The organism is Aquipseudomonas alcaligenes NBRC 14159 (assembly GCF_000467105.1).
Classification (GTDB): domain Bacteria; phylum Pseudomonadota; class Gammaproteobacteria; order Pseudomonadales; family Pseudomonadaceae; genus Aquipseudomonas; species Aquipseudomonas alcaligenes.
This window is the reverse complement of record NZ_BATI01000045.1, coordinates 1-18,439: the sequence shown is the minus strand read 5'-3', so window position 1 is coordinate 18,439 and position 18,439 is coordinate 1. Positions and strand designations below refer to the sequence as shown.

The following is an 18,439-nucleotide window of genomic DNA, read 5'->3' as shown; positions in this document are numbered from 1 at the left end:
GATGCAATCCGGGATGGCGGCACAGCCGAACCCCGCTCCCGGATTGCATCCGCGCTACGCCAACGCCCCCTCTCCCGTTCACGGGAGAGGGCTGGGGAGAGGGATTGCTCCCCCACCCTTTCCCACACGTGGGTGAGCGGAATGCCTAGCACGGGGTCAGGCCAGCTCCGCCCGTAGCTGCCGTGCCGCTGCCACCATGTTGACCAGCGCCGCTTCGGTCTCCGCCCAGCCACGGGTCTTCAGGCCGCAGTCCGGGTTGACCCAGAGGCGCTCGGCCGGCACCCGCTGCGCCGCCTTTTTCAGCAGGCGCACCATCTCGCTGCTGTCCGGTACGCGCGGCGAGTGGATGTCGTACACCCCCGGGCCGATCTCGTTGGGGTAGTCGAAGCGCTCGAAGGCGTCCAACAGCTCCATGTCCGAGCGCGAGGTCTCGATGGTGATCACGTCGGCATCCATGGCGGCGATGGACTCGATCACGTCGTTGAACTCGCTGTAGCACATGTGGGTATGGATCTGGGTTTCGTCGCGCACGCCCGAGGCACACAAGCGGAAGGCCTCGGTGGCCCAGTCCAGATAGCCTTGCCATTGCGCCTTGCGCAGCGGCAGACCTTCGCGGAACGCCGCCTCGTCGATCTGGATGATGCGGATGCCGGCCGCCTCCAGGTCGACCACCTCGTCGCGGATGGCCAGGGCCAGCTGGCGCGCCTGCTGTTCGCGGGAAATGTCGTCACGCGGGAACGACCACATCAGCATGGTTACCGGGCCGGTCAGCATGCCCTTCATCAGCTTGTCGGTGCAGCGCTGCGCGTACTCGATCCAGGCCACCGTCATCGCCTGTGGGCGGCTCAGATCGCCGTAGATCACCGCCGGTTTGACGCAGCGCGAGCCGTAGCTCTGCACCCAGCCGAAACGGGTAAAGGCGTAGCCGTCCAGCTGCTCGGCGAAGTACTCGACCATGTCGTTGCGCTCGGCCTCGCCATGCACCAGCACGTCGAGGCCCAGCTGTTCCTGCACGGTCACCGCATGGCGGATCTCGGCGTGCATGGCCTCGGTGTACTCGGCCGCCGTCAGCTTGCCGGCCTTGAACGACTGGCGCGCCAGGCGGATGGCTGAAGTCTGCGGGAAGGAGCCGATGGTGGTGGTGGGGAATGGCGGCAGATTGAGCAGCGCACGCTGCTTGGCAATGCGCTCGGCAAACGGCGACTGGCGCTGGCTGTCGGCAGCCGTGATCGCCGCCAGGCGCGCCTGCACGGCCGGTTTGTGGATACGTGGCGACTGCGCCCGACTGGCCTGCACCTGGCGGCTCTCGGCCAGCGCGGCCTGCACTTCGGCGGCCTGCGGCTCGCGCAGGGCCTGGGCCAGCACGGCCACTTCGCGGCACTTCTGCACAGCGAAGGCCAGCCAGCTTTTCAGCTCGGCATCCAGCTTGTCCTCGCGGGCCAGGTCGACCGGGCTGTGCAGCAGCGAGCAGCTCGGCGCCACCCACAGACGACTGCCCAGGCGCTCATGGGCCTGCTGCAGCAGGTCCAGAGCCTTTTCCAGATCGGTACGCCAGACATTGCGGCCATTGACCACGCCCAGCGACAGCACCTTGTAGGCCGGCAGGCGGTCGAGGATCGCCGGGAACTGTTCCGGCGCACGCACCAGGTCGATATGCAGGCCGTCCACCGGCAGGCCGGCGGCCAGGCCGAGGTTGTCTTCCAGGCCGGCGAAGTAGGTGGCGATCAGCTTCCTGCCCGGCTCCTTCTGCAGCAGGTTGTAGGCGCGCTCGAAGGCGTTCTTCCAGTCCTGCGGCAGGTCGAGGGCGAGGATCGGCTCGTCGATCTGCACCCACTCGATGCCCTGGGCGGCCAGGCGCTGGAGGATCTCGCCGTAGACGGGCAGCAGGCGTTCGAGCAGGTCAAGCTTGTCGAACTCGCGGCCCTTGCACTTGCCCAGCCACAGGTAGGTCAGCGGGCCGATCAGCACCGGCTTGAGGGCGTGGCCCAGGGCCTTGCCCTCCTCCACCTCCTCGAACAACTGCTCCCAGCTCAGGGCGAACTGCTGGTCGGCGGTGAACTCGGGGACCAGGTAGTGGTAGTTGGTGTCGAACCACTTGGTTAGCTCTTGTGCGAGAAGGGGCTGCGCATGCGCGCCGCCGCAGCAGGTGTTCTTGCTCACGCCTCGGGCCATGCCGAACAGGGTGTCCAGGCTCGGCTTGCCGCCGTGCTGGTGAAACCGCTCGGGTATTACGCCGAACATCAGCGAGTGGCTCAGCACCTGGTCGTACCAGGCGAAGTCGCCGACCGGCAGCAGCTCGATGCCGGCGTCCTTCTGCAGCTGCCAGTGGGCGGCGCGCAGCTCGCGGCCGACGGCGCGCAGACCGGTCTCGTCCAGTTCGCCTTTCCAGTAGGCCTCCACGGCCTTCTTCAGTTCGCGGTCGCGGCCGATGCGCGGAAAGCCGAGGTTGTGTGCCAATGCCATCTGTCTGTCTCCAGTGTTCGTGAATGGCGCACATTCTCGACACCGAGCGCATCATGAGACAAACTCAACCTATTCGTGATCATCACAAGTTTCATTCATTGAGATTCGCTCATGTTGGAATTGCGCCACCTCAAGACGCTGCACGCCCTGCGTGAGACCGACAGCCTGGTAGAGGCCGCCGAGCGCCTGCACCTGACCCAGTCGGCGCTGTCCCACCAGTTCAAGGAGCTGGAGGAGCGCTTAGGCATGCAGCTGTTCGTGCGCAAGACCAAGCCGGTGCGCTTCACCAGCGCCGGCCTGCGCCTGCTGCAGCTGGCCGACAGCCTGCTGCCGCAGCTGCGCGCCGCCGAACGTGACCTGGCGCGCCTGGCCGGTGGCACTGCCGGCCGCCTGCACATGGCCATCGAATGCCACAGCTGCTTCCAGTGGCTGATGCCGACCATCGACCAGTTCCGCGACGCCTGGCCGGAAGTGGAGCTGGACCTGGCCTCGGGCTTCTCCTTTGCGCCGCTACCGGCGCTGTCGCGCGGCGACCTGGACCTGGTGGTGACGTCCGACCCGGTGGAAATGAGCGGCATCACCTACGTGCCGCTGTTCACCTACGAGGCGCTGCTGGCGGTGGCAAACCAGCACGCCCTGGCCAGCCGCCCCTACGTGCAGCCCGAGGACCTGGAGCGCGAGACGCTGATCACCTACCCGATCGACCGCGACCGCCTGGACATCTTCACCCGCTTCCTCGAGCCAGCCGACATCGAACCGGCGCAGGTGCGCACCTCGGAGCTGACGGTGATGATGATGCAGCTGGTGGCATCGGGCCGCGGCGTATGCTGCCTGCCCAACTGGGCACTGCACGAATACAGCTCGCGCGGCTACGTCACCGCCAAGCGCCTGGGCGACAAGGGCCTGTACTGCACCCTGTTCGCCGCCATCCGCGCCGACATGCTCGATGCCCCCTTCATGCGCGACTTCCTGCTGACCGCCAAGGACACCTCGTTCGCCACCCTCGAAGGCGTCAGCGCGGCACGTGGCTGAAAACGACGATGCCCGGCACTGGGCCGGGCATCGGGTGCTGCGTGACGGCGTTCAGCCGTCGATGCAGCCGCCGCCCTGTACCCGGTACTGCAGGCGGTGCACGCGGCCCTGGTGGTCCTCGTAGGTCATGATCGACGAGGTCACGCCGCAGACTCTCGACACATCGGTGGTGGCAATCACATGCGCCACGTCCAGCTGCATGCCGTAGACATAGACTTCCACGGGCGGTTGCTCAGTCGTGCTGTCGTGCGCAGGCTGCGCCGCGAAGGCGAACGGGGTCAGGCCGGCCAGGGCCAGCAGGGTAAAAGCTCTCATCGGCAGTATTCCTGAAGACAGGGAAAAGGTCTTCGGCCGCGCCGGTAGCGGCGGCCGAAGTCGCCGCCAGATGGGCCCGGTAGAGGGAAGCCCCTGGCGGCTGCGCCTCATCGTGGGAGGCGGGACCATTTTAGGTGGCGCCCCGGCAGCGATATACGCGCGATGTGCGCAAGCACTATTGCAGGCTGAACAACAATTCGTCGGGCGTCTCGTCGGCTTCGCCGACTACCAGGGTGCAGGTCATTCCGGCGGCCAGCTGCAGCCCCGGCGGCACCTCGTCGAGCTGGATGCGCACCGGCACCCGCTGGGCCAGGCGCACCCAGTTGAAGGTCGGGTTGACGTCGGCGGTCAGCTCGCGGCTCTGCGGGTTGTCGCGGTCGTAGATGCCACGGGCGATGCTGTCGACATGCCCGCGCAGGCGCTCGCCGCTCATCATCCGCAGCTGCACCGGCGCGCCAACGCGAATGCGCGGCAGGCGGGTTTCCTCGAAGTAGCCGTTGACGTAGAACGAGCCGCTGTCGACCAGGGCCATGCTGGCTTCGCCGACACGCACATAGTCACCGACGAACACGCTGAGGTTGGTGATGTAGCCGGCCGCCGTGGCGCGTACCTCGGTGCGTTGCAGGTCGAGCCGGGCGGCTTCCAGCTGGGCCTGGGCCTGCCGGTACTCGGCCAGGGCCGCAGCGGCCAGGTGGCCGGCGTCCTCGCGGCTCTCGCGTGACACCACCAGGTCGTCCATGTCCGCGCGCCGGCGCGCGTTCACCGTACGCATCGCCAGCGCCGCCTGGCGCGCCGCCAGCAGCGCCTCGGCCTGCTGCACGGCGAGCCGGTAGTGGGCCGGGTCGATGCGCAGCAGCAGGTCGCCCTTGGCCACCTGCTGGTTATCGCGCACGGCCACCTCGACCACCAGGCCGGCAACATCCGGGGCGATATTGATGATGTCGGCGCGTACCCGGCCATCGCGGCTCCAGGGGGCATCCATGTAGTGCAGCCACAGGCTGCGCACCAGCAGCACGGCCAGGCCGAAGAGCAACAGGGTCGCGCAGACGCTGACGAGACGTTTCGAGGACATGCTGTTTCTCTGCTAAAGGGTCAGTGATAGATGGTCAGCGCCAGGGCGCAGTAGAGGCAGGTGAACAGGCTCACGCGCAGCAGCGTCGGGTGCCAGGCATGGCGGTACAGGCCGCGCCAGGCGAACAGCCGGTCCAGCGCCCAGGCCAGCGGCAGGGTCAGCAGGAACAGCAGGGTCAGGCTCGGCAGGTACAGGCCGAACAGGGCCACCTCACGCGGCATGGGCGAAGCTCCCGAGGTCGCTGCTGCGCAGCGGCGATAGCGGGTCGAGCAGCGCGCTGCGGATGAAATGCAGGTAGCTGAGCATGCGCCGCAACGGCGATCTGTCGAACTGCGGCGCGCAGGGCTCGGCGGTGGCGCGCAGGGTATCGATGGCCTGCTCCACCGCATGCAGGGCGCGCTGCCGGTTGGCCTCGCCGGGCTGGGCGAACAGGCGGATCAGCGCCCGCCCAAGCAGGCGCACGGAGTGCCGCCAGGGCATCGATTCGGCGTAGCAGTCCAGCGCCGGCAGGCGTGCCTGCTCCAGGCGCAGCTCGATCAGCGCGTGGCCGATCTCCTGCACGCTGAACATCCAGCGCAGCAGCCGGCGCTGCACGTCGCTACGCCCCGTGGAGAAGGCATAGGCCTGGCTGAACAGGTCACGCGTGCCGCTCTCGAACTCGCCGACCAGACCACGCAGGCGCCCGCGCACCGCCTGCACCACGCACAGGCGCAGGTCACGCTCCAGGCGCTGCCACAACCAGGGCCGGTCGGGCGGCAGGATCACGCCGGCGGCCAGCGTCGCCAGGCCCATGGCGAGCAGCGCGGCGAGGTATTCGTTGAACATGCGCAGGGGGTCGAACAGGGTCTGGTTGGCCGGCAGCGCCAGCATGCAGAACCACATCAGCAGGCCCAGGCCATAGCCGGCCGTGCGTGGCCGCGCGCAGAGCCAGGCACCCAGGGCGAACACCGGTGCCAGCGCACAGCAGAGCAGGACGAAACCCTCGACCCAGGGCAGCACGCGGAAGGTCAGCAGCACGCCCAGGCAGGCACCGCCAAGGGCGCCGCAGCCAATCTGCCAGGACAGCCGCCGCGGGTTCGACGAGCTGGCCGCCAGCGCCGCGACCATGCCGGCGGTCAGGGTGAAGGTCGCGCCGCTGGGCCAGGCGCTGGCCATCCAGAACAGCCCGAGCAGCAACATCAGCAACGCGCTGCGCACTCCGGCCACGGCCGCCGCCGCACTGTTGGCGCGCGGGCGGAAACGCTCCTGCCAGTCCTCGCGCGCGTGCCGGTGGTCGAGCAGCGAGGCATGGGTCTGCAGGTAGGCATGCAGGTCGTCGAGGAAGCGATAGAGCAGCTCGGCGGCGGTGTCGTAGTCGAGCCGCTGCGCCTCATCAGGCGCGCCCATCAGCAAGTGCGTGCGGCCCTCGCGGATGCGCTGCATCAGCACCGGCTTGGCCGCTTCCAGGCCCGCGGCCAGGCGCACCGCATCGGCTTCGCTGCACGGCCGCAGGTGCAGCGGCGCGAGCAGCGCATCGACTTCGCTGAGGCTCGGCTGCAGCGCCTCGCACACCCGCTGGCCGCTGGCCCCGGCGAGGCGCTGGAGCAGTTGATGCAAGCCGTGGAAGCGCGTCGACAGCACCATGAACTCGTTGTTCAGGCGCCCTAGCCGGCCATGCCGCAGGCGCATGTGCGGGTCCTCGAAGGCGGTGGCGCTGCGCAGGTTCTCCAGGCTCACCGCCGCCGCAGCAAAGCGCACGTTGCTGCTCTCGAAGCGCTGCTGGTCGAGCTGGCCGCGCAACCCTGCGCAGGCGAAGTCGGCGAACTCGCGAAAACGCTCCTGCAGGCGGCTGCGCAACTCATCGCTGCTGCGCTGCGGCAGCAGCAGGCCATGCACCAGGCCGGCACAGAGAATGCCGAGGACGATCTCCAGCACCCGCCACAGCGCCTGCATAAAGGCCTGTTCGGGCGCCTGGCTGGCTGGCAGGCCGATCATCAGCGCGGTGTAGCCGGCCAGCACGCAGGCATAGCCGCGAAAGTCGCGGTAGCGCGCGGCGCCGGCGGTACACAGGCCGATCCACAGCGCCAGACTGAGCATGAACGGCACCCGCTCCTGGTTGAACAGGGCGATCAGCAGCACCATCACCACCAGCCCGAGCAGGGTGCCGACCAGCCGGTAGAAACTCTTGGCCAGCACCTGGCCGCTCTGCGTCTGGGTAACGATGAACACCGTTGCCAGCACCGTGCTCGGCTGCGGCAACTGCAGGCGGTAGGCCAGCCAGAGGGCGAAAAAGGCGCTGAGCAGGACCTTGGCGACGAAGAGCCAGGGGCGCGCCCAGTCGGTCAGCGCGGCGTGCAGGGAATGCGGCATGGAAATTCTCAGGGCTGGGGAAGCAGGCGCAGGCGCGGTGGCTGCGTGGACAGGGCGGACTCGGGCGGGCCGTCCGGGCGCACGCCGCCACCCAGGGTCAGGAGCAGGTCGGCCTGGGCGGCGAGCTGGGCGGCGCGCACCTGCTGCTCGACGCGCTGGCGTTCGAGCAGCGGCAGCTGGCTCTGCAGCACCGCGTCGAAACCGGTCAGCCCGCGCTGCTGGGCAAGCAGCGCCAGCTCGCTGCTACGCCGCGCCACCCGCACCGCCTCGGCGGCCAACTGCGCCTGTTGGGCCAGCGAATGCTGCCGCGCCAGAGCGTCGGCCACCTGCTGCAGGGCCTGCAGCAGGCTCTGGTTGTACTGCTGCACGGCCAGGTCATAGTCGGCGCTGGCCACGCCCAGCTCGCCGCGGCGACGCCCGCCGTCGTACAGCGGCAGGCTCAGCGCCGGCCCCAGGTGGTAGGTCAGCTTGTCGTAGTGCAGCACGTCGAGCAGGCCGCCCTGGGTCGCGCTGCCCCCGAGCGCGGCGCGCAGCTCGACATTCGGGTAGAAGTCGGCCCTGGCCACCTCGATGCCGCGCGCGGCGGCGGCCACCTGCCAGCGCCGCGCCTGCAGGTCCGGGCGATGGCCGAGCAGGTCCAGCGGCAGCTGCGCCGGCAGGCCGGGCGGACGTTGCAGCGACAGGCTTGGCCGGCGCAGGCGTTCACCGGCCCCAGGCCCCTGCCCGGCCAGCACGGCCAGCTGGTGTCCGCTCAGGACGATGGCCTCGTGCAGCGCATCGATCTGCCGCCGGCTCTCCGCCAGCGGCTGCTCGGCCTGGCTGACGTCCAGCTGCGTGCCGATGCCGTCGTGCAGGCGCCGCCGGGCCAGGCGCAGCAGCGCCTGCTGCTGCTCCAGCAGCGCGCCGGCGATATCCAGCTCGGCGTACTGCAGGGCCAGGCGTATATAGCTGCGCACCAGGTTGCCCTGCAGCTCCAGCGTCGCCAGGCGCGCCTCGGCCACCGTCTGGCGCGCCTGGTCGATGGCCTGGCGGCTGCGGCTGCGCTCGCGGCCCCAGAGGTCGAGGTCGTAGCTGAAACCGAGCTGGGCACTGTTGTTCCAGCTGCTCGTGCGGCCGAGCACGCCGGGGCCGTAGAAGTAGTCATCCGGCCAGCGCTGGCGCTGTGCGCTGGCCTGCAGCTCCAGCTGCGGCGCTTCCGCCGCTTCCACCACGCCGGCCAGGGCACGCGCCCGCCGCACCCGCGCCGCGGCCTGGCCCAGACTCGGGCTGCTGGCCAGCGCCTGGGTCATCCAGGCGTCCAGCTGGGCATCGCCGTAGGCCTGCCACCAGCGTGCCTGCGGCCAGGCCGCCTCGCGCTCGGCGCGACGCAGGTCGGCGCCGGGGTCGAGCTGCTGCGCCGCCAGACGGCGTCCCTGGGGCAGGATGCCGCTGCTGTCGATACAGGCGCCGAGCAGGCAGAAAAGGGTCAACAGACTGGCACGCACGAGAAGCGGCCAAGGGGTGCGGGGCACTGCGCTACATCCAGAGAACAGCCGGGAAGGCCGCGATTCTAGAGGGGCTGCGTGCGGCGGATAAGCGCAGGGTTAGATGATGGATTGTGTACTGAAATAGCAATAATCACGGCTAGACTTCGGTGACAGAATTCCTCTCCCTCCCCAGCGGAACCCTTCATGGACACCCTCTTCAACATGCGCGCCTTCGTCTGCGTGGCGGAGACCGGCAGCTTCACCGCCGCCGCCCAGCGCATGTCACTGACCACCTCCTATGTCTCGCGCGCCGTCGCCACCCTGGAAACCCACCTGCGCACCCGCCTGCTGCACCGCACCACCCGGCGCATCGCCCTGACCGAGGCGGGCCAGCGCTACCTGCTGCGCTGCGAACAGATCCTCGCCTACATCGATGAAGCCGAAGCCGAGGCCGGCGAGGCCAACGCCCACCCGGTCGGCGTGCTCAAGGTGCATGCAATGACCGGCATCGGCCAGCACTACCTGATCAAGGCGATTGCCGAGTACCAGCAGAAGCATGCGGACGTCGGCTTCGAGCTGACCCTGGCCAACCGCAACACCGACCTGCTCGACGAGGGTTACGACCTCTCGGTGGTGATCGCCAGCGAGCTGCCCGACTCGGGTTTCATCTCCAAGCACCTCGGCAGTACCTACAGCGTGCTGTGCGCCTCGCCCGCCTACCTGGCGCGCCAGGGCGTGCCGCGCCAGGTCAGCGAGCTGGGCGCGCACCATTGCCTGCGTCTGGTCAACAATGTGATGGGCCTGGACAAGTGGCTGTTCGAGGGCCCGGACGGCCAGGAGCAGGTGCAGATCCGCCAGACGCCGTTCCAGGTCAACACCGCCGACGCCATGACCGAGGCGATCAAGGCCGGCATCGGTATCGGCGCGCTGCCGCTGTACTCGGCGGTCGGCGGCCTGCGCGACGGTAGCCTGGTGCGCGTGCTGCCCAACCACCGGCTGTTCCCGCTGGGCATCTACGCGCTGTACCCGTCGCGGCAGTTCCTCGATGCCAAGACCCGCACCTGGGTGGAATTCATGCGCGACTTCCTGCCCGCACGGCTGCAGGCCGACGAGGCAGCGGTCAGCGAAATCAGCCTGCGCCTGCGCGGCCACTGAGGGCGACAGCGCGGCGCGTTCGGCCTACCCTGTGGCTGAACTCGCCCCACCGGAGCCCGCATGAGCCTGTCGCTGCTGAACCGTTACGCCTTCTTCGCCTGCTGCGTACTCTTCACCCTGGTCAGCCTGCCCTGGCTGGGCGCACACGCCTGGCTGTGGCCGCTGACGCTGATCAGCGGCCTGCTCAGCCTGGTCGGGGTCAACGACCTGCTGCAGACGCGCCAGGCGGTGCGCCGCAACTACCCGATCCTGGGCAATATCCGCTACCTGGTGGAGGCCATCCGCCCGGAGATCCGCCAATACCTGCTGGAAGCCGACGGCGGCGAGCTGCCGTTCTCCCGCGCGCAGCGTTCGCTGGTCTACGCGCGGGCCAAGAACCAGGGCGCCGACAAGCCGTTCGGCACCCTCAGCGACGTGTACCGCAGCGGCTTCGAGTTCATCGGCCATTCCATGCTGCCGGCCGCGCACTGCGACCCCGCCACCTTCCGCGTCAGTGTCGGCGGGCCGCAGTGCACCCAGCCCTACTCGGCATCGGTGTTCAACATCTCGGCGATGAGCTTCGGCTCGCTCAGCGCCAACGCCATCCGCGCGCTCAACCAGGGCGCGCGCCTGGGCGGCTTCTACCACGACACCGGCGAAGGCAGCATCAGCCCCTACCACCGCGAGCACGACGGCGACCTGGTGTGGGAGCTGGGCAGCGGCTACTTCGGCTGCCGCGACGAGCAGGGCCGCTTCGACCCGCAGCGCTTCGCCGAACAGGCGGCGAACCCGCAGGTGAAGATGATCGAGATCAAGCTCAGCCAGGGCGCCAAGCCGGGGCACGGCGGCATCCTGCCCAGGCACAAGGTGACCGCGGAAATCTCCCTGACCCGCGGCGTGCCGATGGGCCAGGACTGCATCTCGCCAGCACGCCACAGCGCCTTCGCCACACCCACCGAGCTGCTGCAGTTCATCGCCCGGCTACGCGAGCTGTCCGGCGGCAAGCCGGTCGGCTTCAAGCTGTGCCTGGGCCATCCCTGGGAATTCATGGGCATCGCCAAGGCCATGCTGGCGACCGGCATCCTGCCCGACTTCATCGTCATCGACGGCAAGGAAGGCGGCACCGGCGCGGCGCCACTGGAGTTCACCGACCATATTGGCGTGCCGCTGCGCGAAGGCCTGCTGTTCGTGCACAACACCCTGGTCGGCTGCGGCCTGCGCGAGCATATCCGCCTCGGCGCCAGCGGCAAGATCGTCAGCGCCTTCGATATCGCCAGCGTCATGGCCCTGGGCGCCGACTGGGCCAACTCGGCGCGCGGCTTCATGTTCGCCATCGGCTGCATCCAGAGCCAGAGCTGCCACACCAACAAGTGCCCGACCGGCGTGGCCACCCAGGACCCGCTGCGCCAGCGCGCCCTGGTGGTGCCGGACAAGGCCGAGCGGGTGCACAACTTCCACCGCAATACGCTCAAGGCCCTGGCCGAAATGATCGCCGCCGCCGGCCTCAGCCATCCTGCGCAGATCGAGGCCAGGCACCTGGTGCGGCGCATGTCGGCCAGCGAGATCAAGCTGTACTCGCAGCTGCACGTGTTCCTCAAGCCCGGCGAGCTGCTGCGCGAGGAGGTTTCCGGCGAGTTCTACCGGCGCATGTGGGCGATGGCGCGGGCCGACAGTTTCGACGCTGCCCAACCCGGTTGACCGCCACCGCTGGTCGCCGACGACGGAATGCCCGCTACCGGCCCGGGGCGAACTAAGCTTGCAGTTAAAGCAGGCTTCCCAGGCAGCCAGGCCAGTCGATCATGGGCGTTCCATGGCACGCTGAAGCACACCAGACTGCGCTCCCCGTGAGCGATCCAGAGCCAGCTTTATTGCCGAAAAAGCCGCCCCGGCGCTGGCGTCGCTTGTTCTGGCCGCTGCTGATACTCGCGCTGGTGGCCCTCGGCATCGCCGCCTATCGCGAGTTCACCAACGCCCGCCTGCAGGCCCGCGAGTTCAGCCGCTACGCGGCCACCCTGAGCTACCGGGTCGAGCCTGGCCCCAGCAGCGCCATCCGGTTCCCCAGCGACGGCCCCTTCGATAAACGCCTGGGCTATACCCACCTGCCGCTGTTGCTGGAACGTCTGCGCGAGCGGCACTTCCTGATCACCGCCCAGGCGCGCCAGTCCCCGCCCCTGCTCGCCTACGCCATGCACGGTTTCTTCCCGCCCTTCGCCGAGAAGCAGCAGGCCGGCCTGGCCATCGCTGACTGCCGCGGCGAGCCGCTCTATCTGTTCCGCTACCCGCAGCAGCTCTACCCGCAGTTCACCGACATTCCGCCGCTGGTCGTGGACAGCCTGCTGTTCATCGAGAACCGCCACCTGCTCGCTGCAGACCAGCCGCTGGCCAACCCGGCGGTGGACTGGCCACGCTTCGCCAAGGCGGCGCTGTCGCAGGTGGGCAAGAGCTTCGCCATCCAGGAGCAGTCCGCCGGCGGCAGCACCCTGGCCACCCAGCTGGAGAAATACCGCCACTCGCCGGACGGCCTGACCCTGTCGGCCATGGAGAAGCTGCGGCAGATGGTCTCCGCCAGCGTGCGCGCCTACCAGCAGGGACCGCAGACACTGGCGGCGCGGCAACGCATCGTGCGTGACTACCTGAACAGCGTGCCGCTCTCCGCCGCGCCCGGCCATGGCGAAGTGCATGGCCTGGCCGACGGCCTGCGGGTGTGGTTCGGCGCCGACTTCGCGCGGGTCAACGCCCTCCTCGACCCGGCCCGCACGCCGCTGGCCAACCGCGCAGAGCGCGGCCTGGCGCTGCGCCAGGTGCTGGCGCTGATGATCGCCCAGCGCCGCCCTTCCTATTACCTGGCCCAGGGGCGCAAGGAGCTGGAAGCGCTGACCGACAGCCATATCCGCGTGCTGGCCGGCGGCGGCGTGATCGACTGGACCCTGCGCGACGCAGCGCTGGCACAGCGCCTGAAATTCCGCGACCTGCAGCAGTACCCGGCGATCCAGCCGGTGCAGGCCAACAAGGGCATCAGCGTGGCCCGCTCGCGCCTCTCCAGCCTGCTCAACCTGCCGCTGTACGACCTCGACCGCCTCGACCTGGCCGCCACCAGCACCCTCAACGATGCGCTGCAGCAGCAGGTCAGCGCCTACCTGCGCCAACTGGCCGACCCCGAGTTCGCCGGGCAGGTCGGCCTGTTCGGCGAGCGCCTGCTGTCGCCGGAAAAGACCGCCGAGGTGCGCTACAGCTTCACCCTGTTCGAGCGCAGCCCCGACGGTGCGCGGGTGCGGGTGCAGACCGACAACACCGACCAGCCCTTCGACCTCAACGAGGGCAGCAAGCTGGAGTTGGGCTCCACCGCCAAGCTGCGGGTGCTGACCACCTACCTGGAAGTGATCGCCGAGCTGCACGGCCGCTATGCCGGGCAGAGTCCCGAGGCGCTGCGCCGGGTCGAGGTGGCAGCGCAGGACCACCTGAGCCGCTGGGTGCTCGACCAGCTGATCGCCAAGCCCGAACTCGGCCTGCGCGACACGCTCGAAGCCGCGCTGGAGCGCCAGTACTCGGCCAACCCCTACGAAACCTTCTTCACCGGCGGCGGCGCGCACAGCTTCAGCAACTTCAAGCGCGAGGACAACGCGCGCATTCCCACCCTGCGCGTGGCCCTGCAGGAGTCGATCAACCTGCCGTTCATCCGCCTGCTGCGCGACCTGGTGCGCTACAGCACCTACCACGGCGCCAACAACAGCGCGGCGCTGCTGCAGGACGATCAGCACCCGCTGCGCGCGGGCTACCTCAAGCGCTTCGCCGACCGCGAGGGCACTACCTTCCTCCTGCGTTTCTGGCGCAAGTACCAGGGGCAGAGCGCCCAGCAGCGCCTGGACACCTTCCTCGAAGGCCTGCGCCCCACCGCCGTGCGCCTGGCCGCCGTGCACCGCTACCTGATGCCGGAGGTGGACCAGGCGACCTTCGCCACCTTCATCCGCGCCCACGCCAACGACAAGGCCGAGAAACTCACCGACAAGAAACTCCAGGCTCTCTATCTGGACTACGGTCCCGGCGCCTGGAGCCTGCCGGACCAGGGCTACATCGCCCGCGTGCACCCGCTGGAGCTGTGGCTGCTCGGCTACCTGATCGAAAATCCGCAGGCGACCTTCAAGGACGCCGTGGCGGCCAGCGCCGAGGAACGCCAGGAGGTCTACGGCTGGCTGTTCAAGACCCGCCACAAGAGCGCGCGCGACAGCCGTATCCGCACCCTGCTGGAGGTCGAGGCGTTTCTCGATATCCACCAGCGCTGGAAGCGCCTGGGCTACCCCTTCGAGCACCTGGTGCCGTCGCTGGCCACCGCCATCGGCAGCTCCGGCGACCGCCCGGCGGCGCTGGCCGAGCTGATGGGCATCATCCAGAACGACGGCATCCGCCAGCCCAGCGTGCGCATCGACCGCCTGCACTTCGCCGCCGCCACGCCCTATGAAACGCAGCTGCAGCAGGACAGCCAGCGCGGCCAGCGGGTGTTGCCCTCGGAAGTGGCGGCGGCCCTGCGCGGCGCCCTCTCGCAGGTGGTGGAGGCCGGCACCGCGCGGCGCCTGCACGGCAGCTTCCAGCTGGCCGACGGCACGCCACTGGTGCTCGGCGGCAAGACCGGCACCGGCGACAACCGCATCGAGAGCACCACCCGTGGCGGCCACGTGCTGAGTTCACGGGCAATGAACCGCACCGCCACCTTCGTCTTCTACCTGGGGCCGCGCCATTTCGGCACCCTAACCGCCTTCGTGCCCGGCCAGGCAGCGGAGAAGTTCCGCTTCACCTCGGCGCTGCCGGTACAGGTGCTCAAGGGCATGGCGCCGCTCCTTACACCCTATCTGGAGCCGGCCGCGCAAACCGGCTGCGGCCAGCCACCTGGCGCGGTGCAGGTGCGCCGGCTATAGCCTCATTGCGGCAGGCACTGCTGGTTCAGGGTGTGCACTTCACGCTCGGCGCAGTGGGCCAGTCCGGCCGCACTGCACGTGCGGCCGATCACCAGTTGCTCGCCCTGCAGTGCCCAGCTCGCCTCCGGCAGCTCGACTCGGGCCAGCTGCGCGCAGCTGCTGGTGTCGTAGAAAGTCAGCTCGCCGCCGGCGCCGCTGAAGCTCTGCACCAGCAGGCGCTGCTCGCTGGCATCCAGCAGCACGGCGTTGCGCAGCCAGATGCCGCCCTCCACCTCGCAGGCCTTGCCGCCTTGAACAGCACGGATACGCAGGGGCGGCTCGGGAAAGCTGTCCACCTCGCCGTCCAGCTTGTAGTTGTCGAACTCCACCCGCACCCGCTCGCCGATACCGACATAGAGCGCGGGCGTTTCGGGCTCGATGGCCAGGGCGCGGTAGGCACAATCAGCCTGGGCGCTGGCGCTCAGCAGGGCCAGGCCCAGCAGCAGAAATCTGCTCATCCATGAATCCTCGGACACAAAAAAGCCGATGCACAGGCATCGGCTTTCGGGGGTAACGCAACGCCTTACTCGGCCTTGGCCTTCTCGGCGGCGTCCTTGATCAGGGTCTGCAGCTCACCTTTCTCGAACATCTCGGTCATGATGTCGCTACCGCCGACCAGCTCGCCGGCCACCCACAGCTGCGGGAAGGTCGGCCAGTTGGCGTACTTGGGCAGGTTGGCGCGGATTTCCGGGTTCTGCAGGATGTCCACGTAGGCGAACTTCTCGCCACAGGCCATCACCACCTGTGCGGCGCGAGCGGAGAAGCCGCACTGCGGCGCGTTCGGCGAGCCTTTCATGTACAACAGGATGGTGTTGTTGGCGATCTGCTCTTTGATGGTATCGATAATATCCACGACTCACCTCGTCTGAACTTTCCCGGACCTGTGCCGGGCGCGGTGGCGTGATTGTACACGAAAGACCCAGCGGCGGGCTCGGGCTTGAGCACACCGCACTCAAGCCCGAGCAGCCACCCTGTCACGCCGCCCCCACGCGCACCGGCACGCCATTGAGCGCCGCGTTGCCGGACACCGCGTCGAGCTGGCGCTCGTCGGTCAGGTCGTTGGCACTGGCGCCGGGCTGGGCGCTGGCAATCGCCATCTGCACCCCCGGCCGGGCGTGGCCCCAGCCGTGCGGCAGGCTGACCACGCCGGGCATCATCTCGTCGCTGGCCAGGGCCTCCACCTCGATCACTCCGACCCGCGACTGCACGCGCACGCGCTGGCCGTCACTCAGGCCTCTGCCGGCCATATCGTCGGGGTGCATCAGCAGCTGGTGGCGCGGCTTGCCCTTCACCAGGCGCTGGTAGTTGTGCATCCAGGAGTTGTTGCTGCGCACATGGCGCCGGCCGATCAGCAGCAGCTCGCCCTCTGCCGGCAGCGGCTCGGCGGCGAAGCGCGCGAGGTCCGCCACCAGCAGCGGCGGTGCGGCCTCGATGGCCTTCGACTCGGTCTTCAAGCGCGCCGCCAGGTTCGGCTTGAGCGGACCCAGGTCGATGCCGTGAGGCGCGTCGCGCAGCGCCGCCAGGCTCAGCTTGTGCTCGGACTTGTCGCCGTAGGGGCCGAAGCGCAGGCCCATGTCGATCATCTGCTGCGGCGGCATGGTCGGCTTCAGCTCGGTGCCGTTCTTCGCGGCGAAGGCCTGGGCCAGGCCGACAAAAATCTCCCAGTCGTCCAGCGCACCTTCAGGCTTGGCCAGCACCGGCTCGTTGAAGCGGGTGACGTTGCGCACGGCGAACATGTTGAAGGTGGTGTCGTAGTGGTCGTGCTCCAGCGGCGCGGTGGGCGGCAGGATCAGGTCGGCGTGGCGGGTGGTCTCGTTGATGTAGAGGTCCACCGCGACCATGAAGTCCAGCCCGTCCAGGGCCTGCTCCAGCTGACGGCCGTTGGGGGTGGACAGCACCGGGTTGCCGGCCACCGTGACCAGCGCGCGGATCTGCCCCTCGCCGGGTGTGAGCATCTCCTCGGCCAGGGCCGCCACCGGCAGCTCGCCGCCGTATTCCGGCAGGCCGGAGACGCGGCTCTGCCAGACGTTGAAGTGCCCGCCCGAGGTGCTCGCCACCAGGTCGACGGCCGGGCTGGTGCACAGGGTGCCGCCGACGCGGTCGAGGTTGCCGGTGACCAGGTTGATCAGCTGGATCAGCCAGTGGCACAGGCTGCCGTAGGCCTGGGTGGAGACGCCCATGCGCCCGTAGCACACCGCCGAATCGGCCGCGGCAAAGTCGCGGGCCAGCTGGCGAAGGTCCTGCGCCGGCACGCCGCAGCGCGCGCTCATGGCCTCGGCGCTGAACGGCGCGATGGCCTCACGCACCTGTTCCAGGCCGTTGACCGGCAGGTGACTTTCGCGAGTCAGGCCTTCCTCGAACAGGGTGTTGAGCAGGCCGAGCAGCAGCGCCGCGTCGTTGCCCGGGCGCACGAAGATATGCTGGTCGGCCATGGCCGCCGTCTCGCTGCGCCGCGGATCGACCACCACCAGCTTGCCGCCGCGCGCCTTGAGCGCCTTGAGGCGCTTCTCCACGTCCGGCACGGTCATGATGCTGCCGTTGGAGGCCAGCGGGTTGCCGCCGAGGATCAGCATGAACTGGCTGTGGTCAATGTCCGGAATCGGCAGTAGCAGGCCGTGGCCGTACATCAGGTAGCTGGTCAGGTGGTGCGGCAGCTGGTCCACCGAGGTGGCGGAGAAGCGGTTGCGCGTCTTCAGCTGGCCGAGGAAGTAGTTACTGTGGGTCATCAGCCCGTAGTTGTGCACGCTGGGGTTGCCCTGGTACACGGCCACGGCGTTCTTGCCGTGCTCGGCCTGGATCGCCGACAGACGCTCGGCGACCAGCGCGAAGGCAGCTTCCCAGGCGATCGGTTGCCACTGCCCATCGACCTTGCGCAGCGGCTGGCGCACGCGGTCCGGGTCGTTCTGGATGTCCTGCAGGGCCACCGCTTTCGGGCAGATATGGCCACGGCTGAAGCTGTCCTGGGCGTCGCCCTTGATCGACAGGATATGGCGGCCGTCGTCGCGGTCCTCGGTTTCGATGGTCAGGCCGCAGATGGCCTCACACAGGTGACAGGCACGGTGATGGAGGGTCTTGGTCATGGCCTAGCCTCATTGTTCTGCTCGAGACGACCGGTCGGGTCGTGAAAACAGGACTATGGCGGCAGCTGGCAGGGTTGGCCAGCGGCCTTTACCGCGTGAATCGGCGGCTATCAGGGCCACCGATGCAAGGATGACGGCAACGCTGGAGTGACGCTGGAACCGCTAGATCACCCGTTTTGAGAACGAGCAGTTTTCATCTGCCGCTGTTACATAGGTTGATTGATCCCTAGCAACGATAAATCCGTGGCTGAATATGATCCGACTGCGACCATTGCCTTGATCTTCGATATAGATGTCTCGAGCGATCCTCATACTGTCATCCTTGTTGAGGTCAAAAATCTCAAGTGTGACCTTACCGTCCTTCTCACAGCGGATGGAAAAGTCACTCTTATCAGAGCCTTGAATAAGCAGGGGCTCGGCGTGAACTTCTATTCCCAGGCTAGCAAGGACGATAGGGAATACCGCAGAAGCTTTAAATCCTTTCATGGAGACTCCGTTTTGTGACGAGGCGCGCATTCTAGGAGTGATGGCGAACTGACGCCACACCTTGCGATATTTCATCGCTTTGGCTTAGGGAAA

At 68.3% G+C, this 18,439-nt stretch carries 14 protein-coding genes; 4 read left to right on the top strand and 10 right to left on the bottom strand.

The genetic code is table 11. The features are described from left to right. Positions 1-156 precede the first annotated feature (156 nt). Positions 157-2,463 carry a 5-methyltetrahydropteroyltriglutamate--homocysteine S-methyltransferase gene (gene metE / locus PA6_RS19920; RefSeq protein WP_021702768.1) on the bottom strand — a complete coding sequence of 769 codons (2,307 nt, stop codon included), beginning with the start codon at positions 2,461-2,463 and terminating at the stop codon, positions 157-159. A gap of 111 nt (positions 2,464-2,574) precedes the next feature. On the opposite strand from metE, the gene metR reads away from it, so the two are divergent. Continuing rightward, entirely contained in the window at positions 2,575-3,495 is a 921-nt protein-coding gene (gene metR / locus PA6_RS19915; RefSeq protein ID WP_021702767.1) for a transcriptional regulator MetR, read from the top strand. A 51-nt stretch (positions 3,496-3,546) separates the two neighbouring features. Here the strand turns inward: metR and PA6_RS19910 are convergent, their stop codons facing one another. The 5 genes from PA6_RS19910 to PA6_RS19890 form a co-directional block, all read right to left on the bottom strand. Then, positions 3,547-3,810: a DUF2790 domain-containing protein gene (locus PA6_RS19910; protein ID WP_021702766.1), complete on the bottom strand. Its 264-nt coding sequence runs from the start codon at positions 3,808-3,810 to the stop codon at positions 3,547-3,549. Positions 3,811-3,985: 175 nt separating this feature from the next. After that, entirely contained in the window at positions 3,986-4,882 is an 897-nt protein-coding gene (locus tag PA6_RS19905; RefSeq protein ID WP_021702765.1) for an efflux RND transporter periplasmic adaptor subunit, read from the bottom strand. Positions 4,883-4,902: 20 nt separating this feature from the next. After that, the gene (locus tag PA6_RS19900) at positions 4,903-5,103 is read right to left on the bottom strand and encodes a DUF1656 domain-containing protein (RefSeq protein WP_021702764.1); all 201 of its coding nucleotides are present in this window, start codon (positions 5,101-5,103) and stop codon (positions 4,903-4,905) included. Then, entirely contained in the window at positions 5,093-7,231 is a 2,139-nt protein-coding gene (locus tag PA6_RS19895; protein ID WP_021702763.1) for an FUSC family protein, read from the bottom strand. The genes PA6_RS19900 and PA6_RS19895 overlap by 11 nt, the downstream gene beginning before the upstream one ends. Before the next feature lie 8 nt (positions 7,232-7,239). Beyond that, positions 7,240-8,742 carry an efflux transporter outer membrane subunit gene (locus PA6_RS19890; protein WP_021702762.1) on the bottom strand — a complete coding sequence of 501 codons (1,503 nt, stop codon included), beginning with the start codon at positions 8,740-8,742 and terminating at the stop codon, positions 7,240-7,242. Between the two features lie 159 nt (positions 8,743-8,901). Here PA6_RS19890 and PA6_RS19885 point away from each other — a divergent pair, with 159 nt between their 5' ends. From PA6_RS19885 to PA6_RS19875, 3 genes are all read left to right on the top strand, one after another. After that, on the top strand, positions 8,902-9,852 hold the full coding sequence (locus tag PA6_RS19885; protein WP_021702761.1) for a LysR family transcriptional regulator: 951 nt from the start codon (positions 8,902-8,904) through the stop codon (positions 9,850-9,852). 60 nt (positions 9,853-9,912) lie between these two features. Then, complete coding sequence (locus PA6_RS19880; RefSeq protein ID WP_021702760.1) at positions 9,913-11,529, top strand: FMN-binding glutamate synthase family protein; 1,617 nt, start codon at positions 9,913-9,915, stop codon at positions 11,527-11,529. A 101-nt stretch (positions 11,530-11,630) separates the two neighbouring features. Then, positions 11,631-14,741: a transglycosylase domain-containing protein gene (locus tag PA6_RS19875; protein WP_043217116.1), complete on the top strand. Its 3,111-nt coding sequence runs from the start codon at positions 11,631-11,633 to the stop codon at positions 14,739-14,741. A gap of 2 nt (positions 14,742-14,743) precedes the next feature. Here the strand turns inward: PA6_RS19875 and PA6_RS19870 are convergent, their stop codons facing one another. The 4 genes from PA6_RS19870 to PA6_RS19855 form a co-directional block, all read right to left on the bottom strand. After that, on the bottom strand, positions 14,744-15,238 hold the full coding sequence (locus PA6_RS19870) for a hypothetical protein (protein ID WP_021702758.1): 495 nt from the start codon (positions 15,236-15,238) through the stop codon (positions 14,744-14,746). Between the two features lie 65 nt (positions 15,239-15,303). Further along, complete coding sequence (gene grxD, locus PA6_RS19865; RefSeq protein ID WP_021702757.1) at positions 15,304-15,633, bottom strand: Grx4 family monothiol glutaredoxin; 330 nt, start codon at positions 15,631-15,633, stop codon at positions 15,304-15,306. A 121-nt stretch (positions 15,634-15,754) separates the two neighbouring features. After that, positions 15,755-17,860 carry a molybdopterin oxidoreductase family protein gene (locus PA6_RS19860; RefSeq protein WP_021702756.1) on the bottom strand — a complete coding sequence of 702 codons (2,106 nt, stop codon included), beginning with the start codon at positions 17,858-17,860 and terminating at the stop codon, positions 15,755-15,757. A 162-nt stretch (positions 17,861-18,022) separates the two neighbouring features. Next, a complete protein-coding gene (locus PA6_RS19855) occupies positions 18,023-18,346 on the bottom strand; it encodes a hypothetical protein (protein ID WP_021702755.1) in 324 nt (107 codons plus the stop codon). Between the last annotated feature and the right edge of the window lie 93 nt (positions 18,347-18,439).